This is a genomic window from Arthrobacter sp. UYCu512 (assembly GCF_040547075.1).
Lineage (GTDB): Bacteria > Actinomycetota > Actinomycetes > Actinomycetales > Micrococcaceae > Arthrobacter.
Genome location: NZ_JBEPPA010000001.1, coordinates 158,561 through 176,057, shown reverse-complemented (window position 1 = coordinate 176,057; position 17,497 = coordinate 158,561). Strand labels below are relative to the sequence as shown.

Genomic DNA, 17,497 nt, shown 5'->3' with positions numbered 1-17,497 from the left:
GTAACCGGCCCCCTGCGGGGTCGAAATAGCGGATGGTACGGCACCAAACTCGGAAATACCATCGAAATCACGTAAAATTGAAAGCCTGCCCAGAGCGGGGCAGCTACAAGTCGCAAGCAAATGACCTCCATAGGAGTGCACCAAATGCCCAAAGACCGAAGCATGACCGACTCTTCGGCTGGCGTGATTGACGCCGGCCGAACCAACCAAGCTGCCCCCCCGGGTGCGAAAAAACCAAAGCTGCGGACGCGGCGCCGGCTCAAGGAGTCCGACGTTAACGTAGTTAATAGGCCGATGCTTAAAAAGGCACTCGGCGGCACCATCGTTGGTAACACCATGGAGTGGTACGACGTCGGTGTGTTCGGTTACCTGATCACCACGATGGGACCGGTGTTCCTCCCGGAAGCGGACAAGTCTGTTCAGACTCTGTTCCTGCTGGGAACCTTCGCCGCCACCTTTATTGCCCGCCCCCTCGGTGGGGTCGTGTTCGGCTGGCTCGGCGACAAAATCGGCCGCCAGAAGGTACTCGCTGCGACACTGATGATCATGGCGGCCAGCACTTTCGCCGTCGGCCTCCTGCCGGGTTACGCCCAGATCGGGATCTGGGCAGCGGTGCTGCTGGTCCTGTTCAAGGTCATCCAGGGTTTCTCCACCGGCGGCGAGTACGCCGGAGCCACAACGTTCGTGAGCGAGTACGCCCCGGATAAGCGGCGCGGCTTCTTCGCCAGCTTCCTGGACCTCGGGAGCTACCTCGGCTTCGCGATCGGCGCCGCCCTCGTCTCCGTGCTGCAGCTGACCCTTGGTCAGGACACGATGGAGCAGTGGGGCTGGCGGATCCCGTTCCTGGTGGCGGGCCCCCTGGGTCTGATCGCCGTTTACTTCCGGAGCAGGATCGAGGAGTCCCCGCAGTTCCAAGCCACCCTGGACGCCCAGGCGAACCTGGCCAAGGACGCAACCGCCGGTGACGCCGCGGTAGCCAAGGGCCCGGTAGGCATTGTGAAGGCGTACTGGCGCTCCATCATCGTCGCGATGATCCTGGTGGCCGCAGCAAATACTGCCGGTTACGCCCTGACGTCGTACATGCCGACCTACCTGACCGAGTCCAAGGGGTACGACCCGGTTCACGGCACCCTGCTGACCATTCCCGTGCTGGTCATCATGAGCCTGTGCATCCCGCTGACCGGCAAGCTCTCCGACCGGATCGGCCGCCGTCCCGTACTGTGGATCGGCGCCGTGAGCACCGTCGTCCTGGCCGCCCCGGCGTTCCTGCTGATCGGCGTCGGCGAAATCTGGTCCACTTTGCTGGGCCTTGGCCTGGTCGCCTTCCCGGTCACTTTCTATGTGGCCAACCTGGCGTCGTCCCTGCCGGCCCAGTTCCCGACGTCGAGCCGCTACGGAGCGATGGGCATCGCGTACAACTTCTCGGTGGCCATCTTCGGCGGTACCACACCGTTTATCGTTGCGGCCCTGATTAACGCCACCGGCGATGACATGATGCCTGCTTACTACCTGATGGCTACTTCGGCTATCGGCGCAGTGGCGATCTACTTCCTGAAGGAATCGGCCCGGATGCCCCTGCCGGGTTCCATGCCCAGCGTGGACACCCCCGAGGAGGCCAAGGAACTCGTCGCCAACCAGGACGAGAACCCGCTGATCGACCTGGTGGAGATGGATATGCCCTTTGTCGGCGCTTCGGCCGATGCAGCTGCTGATTCCGTGAACCGCGAGGATGCCGGGACCGTACCCGCCAAAGTCTAAGTCAGCCCCTGGCACCAAGGCCGGGTTTGTCCTGAACCCGGCCTGCTAAACCGTATTCTGTAGCAAGTCCCGCCCATCGAGGCCTGTCTTCCGGTGTTTCCCCTGGGGAACCACCGGAAGGCGGGCCTTAGGCGCGTCCGGCACTAAGCCGCGCCGCTAACCGTCCGGCCCCAGCATGGAACAGGAGGCACCGTGCCATCCTTCGGCGCCCATCTCCGCAGCCTCCACCGCCTGGCGCCAGCCAACAAAGACCACGTCTCGGCAGTCCGCGTGGCGGTCAGCGTGGCAGCGCCGTCCCTTGCGCTGCTTGCCGCAGGCCGCCCGGAACTGATGATCTACGCGGTGTTCGGCGCCCTGACCGGCATGTATGGCCGCAACGAACCTCATCAACTGCGGCTCAGGCACCAGGGCCACGCGGCCCTCCTGCTCGTGGGCGGGCTGGCCGTCGGTGTGTTCCTTTCGGTACACCAGCTGCATTCCTGGGCGCTGGTCGTTATCGAAACGGTGCTGGCCGCGACGGGATCCCTTTTCGCGGACAAGGTGGCACTGAAGCCGAACGGCCCGTTCTTCGGCATTCTGGCATTGGGCGCCTGCGCCTCCATCCCCACAACTGTGCACTGGCACACGGCGGTCCTTATCGGGGCACTGTCGGCAGGCTTTTCCATGGCCGTGGGATTCGGTGGTTGGGTGCGGGGCAGAGCCTGGCAACGCGGTGCAGCCCGCGAGGTCCCGGCACTGCGCGGGGCCAGACGCCGGGCCGCGTGGATTCATGCGGCGCGGTACTTCACGGCCGTCGGGGCAGCTGGCTCCGTCGGTGTGCTTAGCGGCAGCGGGCACCCGCACTGGGCCATGGCAGCCGCAGCGGTACCGCTGGCGGGGGCCGATATGCCCAGCAGCGTTTATCGCGGCCTGCACCGGATTGTTGGCACCCTGGCGGGTCTGGTGGTGGTCGCGGTGGTGCTGTTCCCCTGGACGCTCTCACCCCTGAGGGCGTTTCCCGGACATGAGGCAGCCGTCCTGGCCGTGCTGGTGATTGTCCTGCAGTTCACCACGGAGCTTTTTATGACCAGGCACTACGGGCTGGCGATGGTGTCCTTCACTCCCGTGATCCTGCTGATGACACAGCTCGCCGCCCCCGCCGACCCGCAGGTGTTGGTGACCGAACGCGCCGTCGAGACCCTGCTGGGCGCCGGGCTCGGCATCGTTGTTGTGGTTTTAATCCGGCGGCGCCGGTCGCCGGGCGGTCGGCCTTGACCCGTTATTTCGCGCGGCGGGGCGGGCCGGCAACGAGCCTGTCCGGAAGGATGCGGGCGGCCGCGGTCAGCACCTTGTACCGCTTGCTCGGGATGGAAACAGCCTTGCCCCTGGCATTATCGGCGAGGCCTTCGCGCACCACACGCTCGGCCGTCAGCCACATCCAGCGCGGCGTTGCCGCCTTATCCATGCCCATCCGGTCGTGGAACTCGGTGTGTGTGAAGCCGGGGCAGACCGCCGTGACTGTGACGCCCTGCTTGGAATAGGCGAGGCTGGCCCAGCGGCAGAAGCTGACAAGCCACGATTTCGCGGCCGAATAGCTGCCCCGGGGAAGAAACGCAGCGACGCTTGCGACGTTGATAATCCGGCCCGAGTGCTGGCCGAGCATACCCTGCAGGGCGGCGTGGGTCAGCTGCATGGCGGTCTCGACGTGCAGTTTCAAATGCCTGGTCTCGTCCGCGATGTCGTTCTCCGCGAAGGAGCGCAGCAGCCCAATGCCTGCGTTGTTGACCAGGATTTCCACTGGGCGCGCCGGATCCGTGAGCCTGGCGACGACGGCTGCCACGCCGGCGTCGTCCGTGAGGTCGGCGGAGAGAACTTCGGCACGGACGCCGTACCGCTCCGAAAGTTCCGCTGCCCCGGCCTGCAGCCTTGCCCTGTTGCGGGCCACGAGGACCACGTTGTGGCCCTCGCTGGCGAGCTGGCGGGCGAATTCGGCCCCGATCCCGGCGGTGGCGCCGGTGATCAGGGCAGTGGAACCGGCAGGCGTCACGGCACGGGGAGTCATGGCCACAGCCTAACCGGTGCCGGCCGCCGCCTCAGGCCAGGGCCCTGCCCGGCAGGCAGTTCCACGTCCTCGGGATTGCCTGCAGCGCCGTGGTGGCGCTGCTGCAACTCTTCGGTGGCCAGCTCGTACCAGGTGTGGGCCCCGAAGGACGGGCTGTTGGTGTCGAGGTGGCGGTACAGGGCATCGGCCAGCTGCCCCAGCGCCATGTCGGAGAGTGCCCGGACGGTTGCGGCGGGGTCCAGCGTCCCCTCGAAGTACTCGGTCAGCTGCGGGTCGCTGACGGCGTTGAGCTCGGCCGCTGCCTGGCCGCAGGCCTCGTCCACTCCTGCGGGCAACCCCGGCCCGGCGGGAAGGACGGCGGGGGACGCGCCCGGCCCCGCAGCAAGGTCAAGTGGCTGCCCCGCCGCGAGTTCCGCCTCGAGTCCGGCGAGGACTTCACCGTCGGAGCCGACGTGCAGGAGGCAGATCGGCAGCTCGGCGGGTTCCGCCAGCGTCATGCGGAACGGCTCTGTGGTCTGCCCGGCACCCGCTGCGAAGGCCTCCGTGCCGGTATCGGCCATTGACCGCAGCTCGAGGAGGATCTCCGGGTCCAGGTGGGATGACTTGTGGCGGTCGATGATGACATCGGTGCCCGCGCCGAGGCGTCCCGCACGCCGGATGATATGCAGCAGCGAGGGGAAATCAGCTTGGGTAAGGCAACCAGTGACTTCGAGGGTCACGGTTCCGGCGCCGGCCTCCACACGGACAAGCACACGCAGTTTATGGTTCACGGGGTTCTCCAAAGGGAAACGTCCAAGAGCCGACTGCGTAACTCTGCTAAAACCTTACGAGGTTATTGCCCCCGGCCACAAGCGGGCGGCGCCGCCAAACTGTTTCCTTCCGGGGTTCAGGCGCCGGCCGGCGGCTGTTCCGGCCAGTCGATGTACTGGGTGTAGGAAGCGTGCTTGCGCAGGTAGCGGTAGATAAAAGGGCAATTGGGGATGATCCGTTTGCCGGCTGCGACGACGTCGTCCAGGGCGAAGTGGGCCAGCACCTTGCCGAGCCCCTTGCCCTGGAATTGCTCGGCCGTATCAGTGTGAATAAAGTCCACATGGCCGGGCTCATCGATGAAGCGGATTTGAACGGCCAGCTGGCCGCCTACGTGGAGCTCATAGCGGTGCAGCTCATCATTACGGGTCGTGGACACGTCCGGGCGAAACGTGTCTTCGCGGGCTGCAGAGTTCTCCGTCATGGTTCGACATTGGCACTTAAAGGCGGGTGTGGCAATGGCAGGCAAGATGCTGCAGGGCGGCGAGGCGGCCCAGTTCCGCCGGCCGGCGGCACCGCTATCCGATCAGGCCCAGTTTCTCCAGCATCTGCCGGTCGGTCTCGGGCGTTGTTGCCGGGGGGAGGTACAACGTAGAAATCCCGGACAGGTCGGATGCTTTGATGGTGTCAAGATGGTTCAGTTGGATTACGGGTGGAAGGTGCCCAAAAGTCGAGGCGTCATAGATGATCACCGGATGGTCCTTGGGATAGAACTCCCCTATTCGTTCAATCAGCACCGGAAAGTTGTGCCTGCGGTAGCCCGAAAAATTGAAGCCGTCGTCACCGGCGCACTCCGCCTGCCACAACAGAACGTGCATGGATGTATCCAGCGTCCGGTTCCTGATCAGGAAGTCAGTGGCGTCCAGGGTCATCAGCCCGAAGGTTGAAGGGTCCAGGCCCAGATCGGCGAAGAGGCTGTCCTGGGCGGAAACGGCCGAGCCCATCTCGGCCCGGTAGCCTTCGCTGCGCGCCCTGCGGATGGCCTCGTGGGTGGACCACGCGAACACTCCGGGGTGGCCATAAAAGACGGCACAGGTTCGGCGGCCCCGGCGCACCTGTTCGAGAATTGCGTCCACCATTGCCCGGTATGTCTCAATCCTTGGCACGCCATTGCCGTACAGCCCGTACAACGAGGTGGAGCGCGGGTTCAACTCATGGATACGAAGCTCCGTGGCAGGGTCCGCAACGCAGTAAAGGACCATATCCGCCTTCATAATTTGAGCCTGCGCGCCGTAACTCAAGTCGGTGATCGGCAGGATTCCAGAGCCCACCACATGCAGGCTCCCGTGCTGCTTGAAGTCATCCTTGGCGAAATACTGGATCGCTCCTTCAATGTCAGCCAGTGCACGCTCCCGCCAGTCGCTTGAATTAGTAGTGGTCGTAGTGGTGTTGTCATTGCTGGTGGTCACGGTCGTATTGTCGTTGCTGGTGTTTGTGCTCGAATTGTAGGTCGTCTGGATATTGATTGTGTTGTTGTTAAAATTGTTGGTGTTGATCGTGATCGGGTCCATGGCGCCGACGCCGGGAGCCAGCTTGTCAGTGACAAGCGCCGCGTAACCTGCCCTTTCCAGTTCCGCGAGCGCGCCAAGGCGCAGCCGTCCGCGGTGCCCCTGCCGGATCGCCTCGGCCTCCTCCGCGCTGAGCCTGGCTGCGGCCAGCAGGGCATCGGGCCCCCGCCGGTAGGCCTCCAGCACGGCAGGGTCGGCCAGTGCCACCAGAAAGCTCGTCAGGGGCGTATTCACCGGTTGGAGGCCCGACGACGACTCCGCCGCCGTCCGGCGCGGAGTCCTCCCCACCGGCTTGATTTCAGCTGCGAGTTTCAGCCCCGCCTCAAAACTGACCCCGTCCAGTCGCTCCACCACACGCTTGGCCTGCCGGACAACACGGCGGGTCCGGTTCGAACCGGAGCCGGCAACAGCGTCAAGGACAATATTGATCCGATCCCGGGATGATCTCTCGATCACAACAGTCTTATCGTCAAGCCAAACGCCGGCGTCCAGGAGCAGCCCATGCAACGCATCCTCGATTTCCGGCCGGCTTGCGGCAAGGAAAGCCAGGGCGGGGCTGACCTGCCTGAGTTCCTCCCACCACAGCCCAAGCCCCGGGTATTCGCGGAAGCCGCCTTCCCGAAAGGCCCGCATGGCTTCCAACGGCTTGCCCAGGGCGTCGTCCTGTGCCGGCCTTGCGCTTGGCGTGGAGAAGATGGTCGCCAGGTTGCAATCCAGCTGGGGAAATCCGCGGAAAACGCCGCGGAGCTCCCAGTCTCCGTCCCCCGAGTCGTCACCGGACCAGCGCCGCAGAATCTCGATCGCGGGATTCGCCACCAGCTCGTCGGTGGTAACAGTAAATGCTTCCGTGCCGATATTGTCATCGTTGTCGCCAAAAGTGCCGTACCAGATCAGCTGCCATCCGGACATGGCATCTTTCACGGCTGCGTGCACAGATGCAGCCGCGGAGGCTTTGACAACGTCTATCTGATCTTTGATTTCCTGGGGAGTCGGGGCAGCCAGCGCATGCTGGAAGCTGGCGGCCACTTTCACCACTGCCAGCTGCACAGCATCCACAAAAGCCGAATAGCCGGTGTTCGCCAGGCTGTCCGGCCAGCCGTCTTCTTCCATAACGGAAACCACCACTCCGCCGATGGCCGGTATGTCATCGTCGTTCAGTAGCGCGCGCAGACCGGCATCGTTGATCGGAATGGGTTTCAGTTTCGTAGTCCATCTACCCACGGCGTCCGGGATCGCGACGTCATCCCCGGCATCAACGTCTGTGTTCCCGAGGTTTCCGTGCGTGCCATTACTCGTGACGATAACGGGAGAACCGATCAGGCCAGCCCCGGCCTCCACAGCAAAGTTGTCCCCGTCGACTTTGAAAAAGGCCGTCCAGATATACGGTTCGGCATTGCCCCACCCGTCACCCTCGTCGTAGCAGTGAAGGTCTTGGAGCACTGTTTCGAGATTTAGTGTGGCACGCATCAGGTTCCTACTTCGTCTCTCCGTCGAGCTTTGGCTGTTCTCCGTTTTCGAGCAACGGACGGTTGACCGGGCCCCGGATCTGGCGGCGAGCCGTGGCTTGGACATGCGGCGATTCAGCCGTCACAGTCAAGCCCGAGACCGCCGACGCCGCACACCTGCCGGCGCTGCTGAGCTGGCTGGTGAAGCACATGCGGCCCGGACCGTAGTGCGTACTGCCGAAGATGTTGAAGGAAAATGCGTACCAGGTGTAGAGCGTTCCGTTCTCACAGCCCTTCAAATGGCTGAAGAGGAAATATCCGGATTCTTCCACCCAGCTAAAGTCGTAGCACCACTTGGTCACTTGCCGGGTACAGGTGTCAAACCACTCCCATGGCCAGGGGCCGGGGCACCAGTATCGTTCCGTAACCACCACTTTTTGCGGCATGGCCGCCTCCTGACACATGGCCCGATCCTACGATCGGGCTGTGGCCGCGCACGAGTAGTTGCGGGCCAACCGAACTAGTCGGAGCGGTTCGTTTTCTTGAACCGCGGCAGGCGCAGAAACCTGTTCAAAACGGCTGCACGTCGTTCGCAGCCGCTGCACGGCGGGATTCCGACCGCTGACGTTACGTCCTTGATGGCATCCCCCAACCCAAGGGAACCACTCAAATCCACCCGAAACAGCGAGATTCTCATGGTCTGCCAGTGGCGTGATCTGGCAGGCCAGGCCTGAAGCTGGATTTCATCCACGGTGTTTCCCCTAGGAGGCCCCGAGACTAATGACGACGCACTTGATGCGGTTCATTCAAGGGCTTCCAAGTCGTGATTTTCCTCAGCAAGACAGGCAACGTCAATAGCAGCCGGAAAGGTGCAGGCAAGTAATCGGTATCTATTGTTTTGCTGTCTTCAGCCGGGCGTCGGCGGCCCGGCGACGGTGCTTCCGAAAGCTCAGGCGGTTAGCAGCCCCAGCACTCCGAACAGAACGGCGAGCAGCGGCGTCGCGCCCTGCGTGGCGGCCGCGCGAAGGTATTTTCGCCCGCTCAGGGCGAGCACGAGGGCTGCCAGAAGCATGGAACCGCAACTGCTAAAGATCAGCGTCCAGCCGACGGGGGTGTGTCCGAGGGCAACGGCACCAGTGCCAGCGAGGGCTCCGGCGGCAAGGAACAGGTTGTAGAAGCCCTGGTTGTAAGCCATCGCCCGGGTGGTCTCGGCGTCAGCTTGCGAGGTGATACTGAAACGCTTCCACGTGGCCGGCCGCGACCAGGTGATGGACTCCATCGTAAAAATGTAGACATGCAACACGGCCGCGAGAAGCGCGAAAAGGAGGGAGGCCAGAATCATGTTTTGATCCTAGCCTCCCGGCTTTCGGGCCGTCGGCAGGCCAGCGGGAGCGGGTGGCCAGTGCCCTGGCAGCGAAGGGCCCGGCCGCGGCGTCCCGCGAACCTGCAGTTCCTGCAGGTTCTCTCCGTCCGCAGGCGGGGCGGGGAACTAGGGGGTGCGCTTGGTGGGCGCAATAACCTTGATAACCGCTGAGTCATCGGCGGAGGCAAGTCCCTGGGCCTGGCCCAGCAGGTACAGCTGCTCGGCAGCGGCAGCCACGGGCGCGGCGAGGCCGGCGGCGCGGGTGGCTTTGCCGACGATGCCCATGTCCTTGACGAAGATGTCCAGGCGGCTGAGGACCTCCGCGCCGTTCTCCGTGTAAGCCTCGAGGATGCGGGGCCCGCGGTTGGAGAGCATAAAGGACCCGGCGGCGCCGGCTTCCAAAGCCGCGAGGGTCTTGGCCTGGTCCAGGCCAAGGGCGTCTGCCAGGGCCATCGCCTCGGCGGCCGCGGCGATGTGGATCCCGCAGAGCAGCTGGTTGACGGTCTTCAGGGCCTGTCCGTCGCCGGGCTTGTCCCCGACGACGGTAAGGGTGGAGGCGAGCAGCTCCAGGACCGGCCGGGCCGCTTCCAGCGCCTGCGGTTCGGCGCCCACCACTATCAGCAGATCGCCGTCGCCGGCTCGCTTCGGTCCGCCGGAGAGTGGCGCGTCAACGAGGGAGACGCCGAATTCGGCGAGCCGCGCGACGGTGGCGGGAATGGCTTCGGTGCCTACGGTACTGCCGAGGATCACGACGGCGCCCGGCAACAGCGCCGAGGCGACGCCGTTCTCACCGAAGAGGACATCGTCCAGTTGCTCGCCGTTGCGCACGGCCAGCAGCAGGGCATCGGCGCCTTCGGCCGCTTCGCGGGCGGAGGAGAAAGTGCGGACTCCGGCTTCATCGGCGAGCCGCAGGCGAGGCTCGGCGATATCAAAACCGTGGACGGTGAGCTGGGTTGCCAGCCGGGTGGCCATGGGCAGTCCCATGGCGCCCAGGCCCAGGACCGTAACTTTGTAGTTCATGATTCTCTCCATTGACATGAGGGGCTTGGGCTGGTCAGAAAGTATTGCTGAGTTTGCGGGTGACCTGGACCAGCGACTCATCGTCGCCCACGTTGCCGGCGAAGACGATGAACGGTATGCCCTTCGCGGGCCCGTCCACCGGTTCCCACAGGCTGACGATGCCCGGCAGCATGGGGCCGCGGACAATCGCGTGCCGGATTTCCAAGCCGTGGGCGGCCACGTCCGAGGACGTGATGCCGCCTTTGGCAATAACAAAGCGCGGCGGGAAAGTCTTGAGGGTCCGGTTCACCACCGCGACGATGGCGGCGGATACGGTGCGTGCGATCCGCAGGCTCTCGGCGGCGTCCTCCGTCTTGATGAGCAGCCGGCTGGTGTGGAGGATAACGTCGGCGGTGCGCAGGGAATCGACGACGGTCCGGACGATTTCGTCGAGGTAGCCAGCGGAATTGCCGGCCAGCAGCTTTTCGACGTCGATCTCCACGATCCGCGCGGCGCTGTGTTGTTCGACAAGGGCCTTGAGCTGGCGGGTGGTGACGCCGACGTGGGAGCCGACCACGATCAGGCCTCCGGCTTCGGAGGGCGTACGGCCGGCATAGGCCTCTTCGCCGCTGAGTTCGGTACGGATTTCCTGCCCGATGCGGCCCCGGACGAACGGCGGCCCCACCCGGTAGAGCAGCTTTTTGCCGCGGCGTTCTGCTTCCTCCAGGCCCAGCGCGAGCGCTCGGAGGTCGTTTTCGGTCACGATGTCGGCCACGATCGGGGTGGAGTCGGTGGCGGAGCCGACAGCATCCGCGATGGCGAGGGCCGAGCCGCGGGGATCGCCGTCCGGGCCGGCGGCACGAATGAGGTCCAGGGTCAGCACGATCACCGAAGCCGCGGGGAAGCGTCCCCCGGACTTCTCCTCCACATACTTGGCAAGTTCGGAATTCACGAAGCCGAAGCTGGCGTCCCGGGCGAATTCGGTTTCAGCCACCGGGGTGAGCTTGCCGGCGTCGCCGCCGGTGCCCCGCATAAAGTGCACACCGCCGATAGTTACGCGCCCGGCGTCGGGGAAGGCCGGAACAATCACAACGCCGTCGGTCACTTCACCGCTGTCAGCGGCGATCGTTGCCGCGATAGTGTCCGGTTCCAGCGGGTAGTGGCCGCGGAGGGTGGAGTCGCTGCGGCTGACGAACGCGAGGCGGAGCCTGGAACTGACACCGCCGGAACCGGCCCCGCCGGTGTGCAGGGCAGCCGCGGCGAGGGCGTTCCGGACCACCTCTTTGTTACGGGCAGCGGCCTCGGCAGGGTCCAGGCTCCGCGTGTTGGTCAGGACATAAACGGCGTCCGGGCGGCGCCCGTTGATCCGGTGGGTGAATGCCCAAGTGAAGTCGGAGACTTCCCACGCGGTGAGGACCGGAAGGTCCGCCACGGACTGGGTACCTGTTGGATCGTCGTCGAGCACCACCAGGATCCGGGGTGAGTGCCTGGCGGAAGCCGCAAGGGCATCGGCAACGGTCCGGGCGGGAATCCGGACCTCCGCCGGGAAGGCGGCCAGCACGTCGGCTTCAAAAACCTCTGATTCAAAGGGCACTTGCACTCCATTGTGGGAACTCTGCTGCGATGTATATTTGTAAGATGTCCGACATCTAATGTTCGAATGCTAGTGTGGCACACGGCACAAAAACGCGCAAGTAAAGTGGCCGGTCAGGCAATTCTGTGGCAGCGGATGGGGAAAATTGGCAAGAAAATCGTTGGTCGGCGTCGTGGCGGATGAACTACTGGACCGCATCATTGCCGGCGAATTCCCGCCCGGGGCCGCCGTACCCGGCGAGCTGGAGCTGAGCGCCCGCCACGAGGTGAGCCGCATGACGGTCCGGGAGGCCATGAAGACCCTCCAGGCCCAGCAGATCCTTAGTGTGGAACGGGGCCGCGGAACCTTTGTCAACCCCCTCAACCGCTGGGCATCCCTGGAGGCGGTCCTCCGGGCAGCCTCGGAGGGAAAGAATGACGCTGCGGCCGCGATTCAGCTGATCGAGTTGCGCCGAATGCTGGAGACCGGGGCGTGCGAGCTGGCCGCCGGCCGGATTGGCGACTCCGACCTCAACACCCTCCAGGGCCAGGTGGAGGCGATGCGGGACGCGCACGAGCGGCACGACGTCGCCGCGTTCGTGGCGGCGGACCTCGCCTTCCACGACCTCATTCTGCGCGCCTCGGAGAACGTTTTTGTAGCAGTACTGTTCGCACCGCTGCACCGGGTACTGGAAAGGCGGCGGACCCAGACGTCCGAGGTGCGCGAAATCCAGGCCCACGCCATCGGCCAGCACAAGAAGATCGTCCAGGCGCTGTCCACGCGGGATCCGCACCAGGCCCGGGATGCCATGGACGAGCACATGCAGCAAACGCTGGATGACCTCAAGAGCTACGTTCTGGCGGCGCGCCGGGACTAATCAACCCAGGGACTAATCAACCCAGGGACTAATCAACTCAGGCGAGCGAAAGGAACAGCTTCTCGAGTTCGGCGCGGTCCAGACTGGGGTCCTCCTGCTGCATACACTGCTGCAGGCCGGTGGCGATGATCGAAAATCCCGCCTTGTCGAGCGCACTGGAAACGGCCGCCAACTGGGTGACAACACTCTTGCAATCGCGGCCCTCTTCGATCATTCGGGTGACAGCGGCGAGTTGCCCCTGGGCACGGCGAAGTCGATTGATGACGGGCTTCATGTCGGCGGCATCGAGTTCCATTTGTTCCTCCGGAATTCACAGGGTGATATTCCATGATATACCCCCGTGCGTATGATCTATACCCCTTAGGGTATTTCAACCCTTCGCTGTCCCCACCGGCACCGGCCCACCCCGGCTGGACCGGCTAGGGACCAAAGTACCTAGCGGAGCTTGAACATTCGGCGTATTGCTGGGGGTGTGAACGCCGCCGGTTTCCTGGAGTCTGGCGCCGGCCAGGCCGGCGCTGGAGGTCCCGCGCCGGGACGGGGCCCGGCCTCGAATCGGCGGGCCACCGCAGGCCCCTGGATTACCGGGCAATGGGGCCGATACGTGGCGATGGGCGATTCGTTTACCGCGGGGCTCGGGGACCCGGAACCACGCAGCCCCGGCGGCATGCGGGGATGGGCGGACCGCATCGCCGAGGAGCTCAGCGAGTCACGGCCGGATTTCCGCTACGCCAACCTCGCCGTCAGCGGCCTCCTACTGCGCGAGATCCTGGACCGGCAGCTCGGGCCTGCAATTGGGCTGAAGCCGGACCTGGTCACCCTTTCGGCCGGGGGCAACGACCTTGTCTTCCACCGGAGCGATCCCGACCGTCTGGCTGCCGCCCTCGACGCCGCAGTTGGCATGCTCAGTGCCACCGGAGCGACGATTGTACTGTTCACCGGTCCGGACTGGCGCGATACGCCGCTGCTTGGCCACAACCGGGGCCGGGTGGCTGTCTTCAACGAGAACATCCGGACCATCGCCGCACGCCATCACGGGGTGATCGCTGATCTCTGGTCCCTGCGCCAGCTCTCCGACCCGCGAATGTGGGACCCGGACCGCCTGCATTTCTCCCCGATGGGCCACCACACCGTGGCCGCCATGGTGTTGGAATCCCTGAGCGTCCCCCACGGCCTGAGCCCGCTGGAACCCAAACCCATGCCGGCCGGAACGTGGCGGGAAGGCAAGGCCGGAGACCTGGCCTGGTTCACCAACTACCTGCTTCCCTGGATGGTGGGCCGGGTCCGGAACCGTCCCGACGTCCCCCCGCTGGCGCCCAAGCGCCCCGAACCAGGGCCCGTCTCGGTGTCCTGAGGCTCCGCCGCCCACCCCTAGTAACGCAGCACCCTCTCGGCTAACCTGCAGGAACGGCCCACCGCCAGGAAACGATGACGACCACGAGGAGCGAAGTTGCCTAACCACACTTACAGCATTTCCGAAATTGTCGGAACGTCGACCGAGGGGATTGACGCCGCCGTCCGCAACGGCATCGCCGAGGCGGCCAAGACGCTGCGTAACCTCGACTGGTTCGAAGTCAAGGAAGTGCGCGGCCACCTCGAAAACGGACAGGTCGCCGACTGGCAGGTCACCATCAAGCTCGGGTTCCGCCTGGAGCGCTGACCGCAAGCAGCCGGAGACCCTGAATTCCGCCGGTTGCCGCCAACCCGCGGCGGTTCCGGTGACATCAGCACAGGCCTGCCAACGGTCCCGGCGGCGCCCTCGTCGGGACGCTTCCACTGCCTCAGCTGGCTCATTTATGCTAAGCATGATTAGTATTGAGGCAGAAGGATGTAGCGCACCCGGCAATCCGGGTGCCTCCTCTATGTAGAAGAAGGAACGATAAAAATGGGCTTTCTTGCATTTCTGATTCTGGGTCTTATCGCCGGCGCCATTGCCAAGGCAATCCTGCCGGGCCGTCAGGGTGGCGGCATCATCATCACGCTGATCCTCGGCGTCGTTGGCGCCCTTCTGGGTGGCTTTATTGGCGGCGCGCTGTTCGGCGTGGGCATCAACGAGTTCTTCTCGCTGTCCACTTGGCTCCTGGCCATCGGCGGTGCGATCATCGTCCTGCTCGTTTACGGCATGATCTCCAAGCGTTCAGCCCGCTAAACGCGACTGCAAGCGAAACCGGTCCCGGGATATTTCCGGGACCGGTTTTTTGGCACCAGCCTCGTGGCAGAAATTGCTGGACACCCATGGTGAGCACCACCAACAAGCAGGAGGACAGTATGAAAGGCAAACTTCTTTTCGGAGCCGGAATCGCCGCAGGCTACGTTCTCGGGTCCCGCTCCGGGCGGGCGGCGTACGAGAGGCTCAAGGCACGCACGGCGGGCCTGTGGGCAAGCCAGCCGGTCCAGGACACTCTGAGTGCAGCGGCCGGCGCAGTGAAGGACAAAGCACCCGAAGTTACTGAACAGCTTGGCGAGGCGGCCCGCCGCGCCGGTACGGTGATCGTTTCCGCCGTCCGCAGCGACGCCCCGAAGGGGACAACGGCCGACGTCGAGTCCGACCCGGCTCTCAACGACCAGCACGGCCAGGACTGGTCCGACGAAGGCGGGGCCACCCCGGCCGGAGCCGCGACCAACATCGATCCGGACAGGGTTTCCTAGCTACACCGGAGCTCCCGGCTGCACGGGCGAAACGCCCACAGCCGTTCCTGCGACGACAGTTCCGATCACAACCGTGGCGTCCAACGCCTTGGAACTGGCCACCCGGGCCGTGAGTCCGTTCCGGATGAACAGTTCGACGGTCCGCGGCGCCTGCCGCCGGCTCGTCTCGATCAGGAGGGAGCCGCCAGGCGCCAGCCAGTCCGGCGCCGCGGCGGCCACCCTTCGCTGTACCTGAAGCCCGTCCGCACCGCCGTCGAGGGAAACCCGAGGTTCGTGCAGGCGGGCTTCCTGCGGCATGGTGGCGATGTCCGCTGAAGGAACATACGGGGCGTTCACCGCAAGGACGTCGACCCGGCCGCGGAGCCGCTCCGGGAGAGGCTCGTACAAGTCCCCTTGGTGGACAGCACCGCCGGACGGCACAATGTTCACGGCGGCGCAGCGCACCGCCGCGGGGTCGATGTCCGCAGCATGCAGCTCAAGGGGACCGGCCAGCGCCGCGAGCGCTGTTCCGACCGCCCCTGACCCGCAGCAAAGGTCTACAACAACGGGCAAGCGGCCCACGATTGAAGGTGCGGCCAGCAGCCGGGCCGCCTGCCGGACGAGGAACTCGGTGCGGCGGCGGGGCACAAAGATGCCGTGATCCACCCGGATCCGGAGTCCGCAGAACTCCGCCCAGCCCAGGATGTGTTCAAGCGGCAGACCGGAAGCCCGCTGCTGCACGAGGGCTTCCAGATGGCCAGGCGACGCGGCGGCCGTCGCCAGCAGCCCCGCTTCCTCCTCGGCAAAGACGCAACCAGCGGCCCTAAGCCTTGTAATAGCCGTCAGCAGGGGTGCAGGAGGGGTCTTCACTATTGAGACCGCCTTCCGGTGATGGCCCAGTAGCCCTCATGCTATCGAAGTGCGGGAATGGCGCCAGGCCCAACCAGACAACAGTTGCGCAGACGTTCGCTGCCCGCCGCAGCCCGGCAAGATGCGCACACCCCACCTCCCGAACCGGTGGGCATGTCCATCCTCCGCGCCCGGGACTGGGCCCAGCAGCACTATGTCCAGTCCTGCCCGGCCCCGGAGAGCATGCTCCGGTGCAGCGGCGGGCTACAGTCAGCCTCTCGAACCGGCCCACTCGAGCAGGCGGTCCAGGGGCCAGCTGGTGATGATCCGTTCCGCCGGTACACCATGGCGTTCGGCTCGCTCGGCACCATACTGCAGGAAATCGAGCTGGCCGGGGGCATGGGCATCGCTGTTGATGCTGAACAGGCAGCCGGCGTCGAGAGCAAGCTCAATGAGGGCGCCGGGCGGGTCCCGGCGCTCCGGCCGGGCGTTGATTTCAACGGCGACGTTGTGCTCCGCGCAGGCAGCGAAGACTTCTTTGGCCTTAAACTCCGACGGCGGACGCGTTCCACGGTTCCCCTGGACCAGCCGGCCCGTGCAGTGTCCGAGCACGTTTGTGTGCCGGTCGGCGATCGCGCCGAGCATCCGCCGGGTCATGGTGCGTTGCTCAGCACGAAGCTTCGAATGCACACTGGCGACGACGATATCCAGGCGGTCCAACACCTCCGGGGCCTGATCCAGGGTGCCGTCCTCGAGGATGTCGGCCTCGATGCCCCGCAGCAGGCGGAAGCCGCCGCCGTTGTTGGCATTGATTCCGGCGACGACGTCGAGTTGTTCGAGGAGCCGTTCGGCGCTGAGCCCGTTGGCGATCTTGAGGTTGGGTGAATGGTCGGTGAGTGCGAGGTACTCACGGCCCAGCAGCCTGGCGCCAGCTGCCATGGCCTCAATCGTGGATCCGCCGTCGGACCAATTACTGTGGGCGTGCAGGTCCCCGCGGAGGGCAGCCAGCAGCGTGCGCCCGCCCGGCGCCAGCGGCTCTGCCCCCCGGCTCCGCAGCCCGCTGAGGTACTGGGGTACATCGCCGGCGAGCGCCTCGCTGATGACCTGGAACGTCCGGTCGCCAATACCTTTGGTCCGCTTGAGCCGGCCGTCCCGGGCACGGGCCGCCAGTTCATTTGTCCCGAGACCGGCGATGATTCCGGCGGCTTTCCGGAAGGCCTGGATCTTAAAGCTTGGGGCGAGCCCGCGTTCAAGCCAGAAGGCAATCTCGTTCAGCGCGTCGACGGCATCCATGGCACCATTTTGCACCCGCAACCAGCCTCTGGTGACCCCGGCGGCGGCGGGCAGGTCCGCCACACCCGGCGGGCCGATACCAAGAACCGGAACCGGCACGGCGGTGAGCACCAGTACGGCCCTCTCGGGCGGACCGCCGGCCCCCTGCTGCGGTCTTAAGACAGGAGCAGGCCAGAGGACATTTCCTCTGGCCTGCTCCGTGGGTGGGCCCTGTGGGGTTCGAACCCACGACCCACGGATTAAAAGTCCGATGCTCTACCAACTGAGCTAAAGGCCCCAGCTGACGACCTTCAACGGCGGATAAATCCACTGTTCAAGGGCCGATCAGCCCAGTCCATTTCTGGACGTTAATACTG

General features: G+C 65.0%; 18 protein-coding genes and 1 tRNA gene. 7 read left to right on the top strand and 12 right to left on the bottom strand.

Annotation, left to right across the window (positions count from 1 at the left end; all coding sequences use genetic code 11):
- Positions 1-144: 144 nt before the first annotated feature.
- Positions 145-1,758, top strand: coding sequence for an MFS transporter (locus tag ABIB49_RS00840; protein ID WP_282359500.1), 1,614 nt, complete (start codon positions 145-147; stop codon positions 1,756-1,758).
- 192 nt (positions 1,759-1,950) lie between these two features.
- Entirely contained in the window at positions 1,951-3,012 is a 1,062-nt protein-coding gene (locus ABIB49_RS00835; RefSeq protein ID WP_354156565.1) for an FUSC family protein, read from the top strand.
- Between the two features lie 4 nt (positions 3,013-3,016).
- Here the strand turns inward: ABIB49_RS00835 and ABIB49_RS00830 are convergent, their stop codons facing one another.
- The 8 genes from ABIB49_RS00830 to ABIB49_RS00795 all read right to left on the bottom strand — a co-directional run bounded on the left by ABIB49_RS00830 (position 3,017) and on the right by ABIB49_RS00795 (position 11,515).
- The gene (locus ABIB49_RS00830) at positions 3,017-3,799 is read right to left on the bottom strand and encodes an SDR family NAD(P)-dependent oxidoreductase (protein WP_282359498.1); all 783 of its coding nucleotides are present in this window, start codon (positions 3,797-3,799) and stop codon (positions 3,017-3,019) included.
- The gene (locus ABIB49_RS00825; RefSeq protein WP_354156564.1) at positions 3,796-4,569 is read right to left on the bottom strand and encodes a hypothetical protein; all 774 of its coding nucleotides are present in this window, start codon (positions 4,567-4,569) and stop codon (positions 3,796-3,798) included. The genes ABIB49_RS00830 and ABIB49_RS00825 overlap by 4 nt, the downstream gene beginning before the upstream one ends.
- Before the next feature lie 116 nt (positions 4,570-4,685).
- Positions 4,686-5,030, bottom strand: a complete 345-nt coding sequence (locus tag ABIB49_RS00820; RefSeq protein WP_253031458.1) for a GNAT family N-acetyltransferase — start codon at positions 5,028-5,030, stop codon at positions 4,686-4,688.
- A gap of 94 nt (positions 5,031-5,124) precedes the next feature.
- Positions 5,125-7,581: an SAM-dependent methyltransferase gene (locus ABIB49_RS00815; protein ID WP_282468056.1), complete on the bottom strand. Its 2,457-nt coding sequence runs from the start codon at positions 7,579-7,581 to the stop codon at positions 5,125-5,127.
- Between the two features lie 7 nt (positions 7,582-7,588).
- Positions 7,589-8,005 (bottom strand): hypothetical protein, encoded by a 417-nt coding sequence (locus ABIB49_RS00810; protein ID WP_226773881.1) that lies wholly within the window; start codon positions 8,003-8,005, stop codon positions 7,589-7,591.
- A gap of 503 nt (positions 8,006-8,508) precedes the next feature.
- The gene (locus tag ABIB49_RS00805) at positions 8,509-8,901 is read right to left on the bottom strand and encodes a DUF1304 domain-containing protein (protein WP_226773880.1); all 393 of its coding nucleotides are present in this window, start codon (positions 8,899-8,901) and stop codon (positions 8,509-8,511) included.
- Positions 8,902-9,048: 147 nt separating this feature from the next.
- Complete coding sequence (locus ABIB49_RS00800; protein WP_226773879.1) at positions 9,049-9,942, bottom strand: NAD(P)-dependent oxidoreductase; 894 nt, start codon at positions 9,940-9,942, stop codon at positions 9,049-9,051.
- Between the two features lie 34 nt (positions 9,943-9,976).
- Positions 9,977-11,515: a four-carbon acid sugar kinase family protein gene (locus ABIB49_RS00795; protein ID WP_226773878.1), complete on the bottom strand. Its 1,539-nt coding sequence runs from the start codon at positions 11,513-11,515 to the stop codon at positions 9,977-9,979.
- Positions 11,516-11,660: 145 nt separating this feature from the next.
- Between ABIB49_RS00795 and ABIB49_RS00790 the strand changes: the two genes are divergently transcribed.
- A complete protein-coding gene (locus tag ABIB49_RS00790; RefSeq protein WP_226773877.1) occupies positions 11,661-12,371 on the top strand; it encodes a FadR/GntR family transcriptional regulator in 711 nt (236 codons plus the stop codon).
- A 37-nt stretch (positions 12,372-12,408) separates the two neighbouring features.
- Here ABIB49_RS00790 and ABIB49_RS00785 read toward each other — a convergent pair whose 3' ends face one another.
- Positions 12,409-12,666, bottom strand: a complete 258-nt coding sequence (locus tag ABIB49_RS00785; RefSeq protein ID WP_226773876.1) for a metal-sensitive transcriptional regulator — start codon at positions 12,664-12,666, stop codon at positions 12,409-12,411.
- 285 nt (positions 12,667-12,951) lie between these two features.
- Between ABIB49_RS00785 and ABIB49_RS00780 the strand changes: the two genes are divergently transcribed.
- The 4 genes from ABIB49_RS00780 to ABIB49_RS00765 all read left to right on the top strand — a co-directional run bounded on the left by ABIB49_RS00780 (position 12,952) and on the right by ABIB49_RS00765 (position 15,020).
- A complete protein-coding gene (locus ABIB49_RS00780) occupies positions 12,952-13,725 on the top strand; it encodes an SGNH/GDSL hydrolase family protein (RefSeq protein ID WP_226773903.1) in 774 nt (257 codons plus the stop codon).
- Positions 13,726-13,821: 96 nt separating this feature from the next.
- A complete protein-coding gene (locus ABIB49_RS00775) occupies positions 13,822-14,031 on the top strand; it encodes a dodecin (RefSeq protein ID WP_226773875.1) in 210 nt (69 codons plus the stop codon).
- A 225-nt stretch (positions 14,032-14,256) separates the two neighbouring features.
- Entirely contained in the window at positions 14,257-14,520 is a 264-nt protein-coding gene (locus ABIB49_RS00770; RefSeq protein ID WP_226773874.1) for a GlsB/YeaQ/YmgE family stress response membrane protein, read from the top strand.
- Positions 14,521-14,639: 119 nt separating this feature from the next.
- Complete coding sequence (locus ABIB49_RS00765) at positions 14,640-15,020, top strand: hypothetical protein (protein ID WP_226773873.1); 381 nt, start codon at positions 14,640-14,642, stop codon at positions 15,018-15,020.
- On the opposite strand, the gene ABIB49_RS00760 is transcribed toward ABIB49_RS00765, so the two are convergent.
- The 3 genes from ABIB49_RS00760 to ABIB49_RS00750 all read right to left on the bottom strand — a co-directional run bounded on the left by ABIB49_RS00760 (position 15,021) and on the right by ABIB49_RS00750 (position 17,418).
- On the bottom strand, positions 15,021-15,869 hold the full coding sequence (locus tag ABIB49_RS00760; RefSeq protein WP_226773872.1) for a putative protein N(5)-glutamine methyltransferase: 849 nt from the start codon (positions 15,867-15,869) through the stop codon (positions 15,021-15,023).
- Between the two features lie 249 nt (positions 15,870-16,118).
- Positions 16,119-17,141: a PHP domain-containing protein gene (locus tag ABIB49_RS00755; RefSeq protein WP_226773902.1), complete on the bottom strand. Its 1,023-nt coding sequence runs from the start codon at positions 17,139-17,141 to the stop codon at positions 16,119-16,121.
- A 204-nt stretch (positions 17,142-17,345) separates the two neighbouring features.
- Positions 17,346-17,418 (bottom strand) — tRNA-Lys (locus ABIB49_RS00750).
- Positions 17,419-17,497 lie beyond the last annotated feature (79 nt).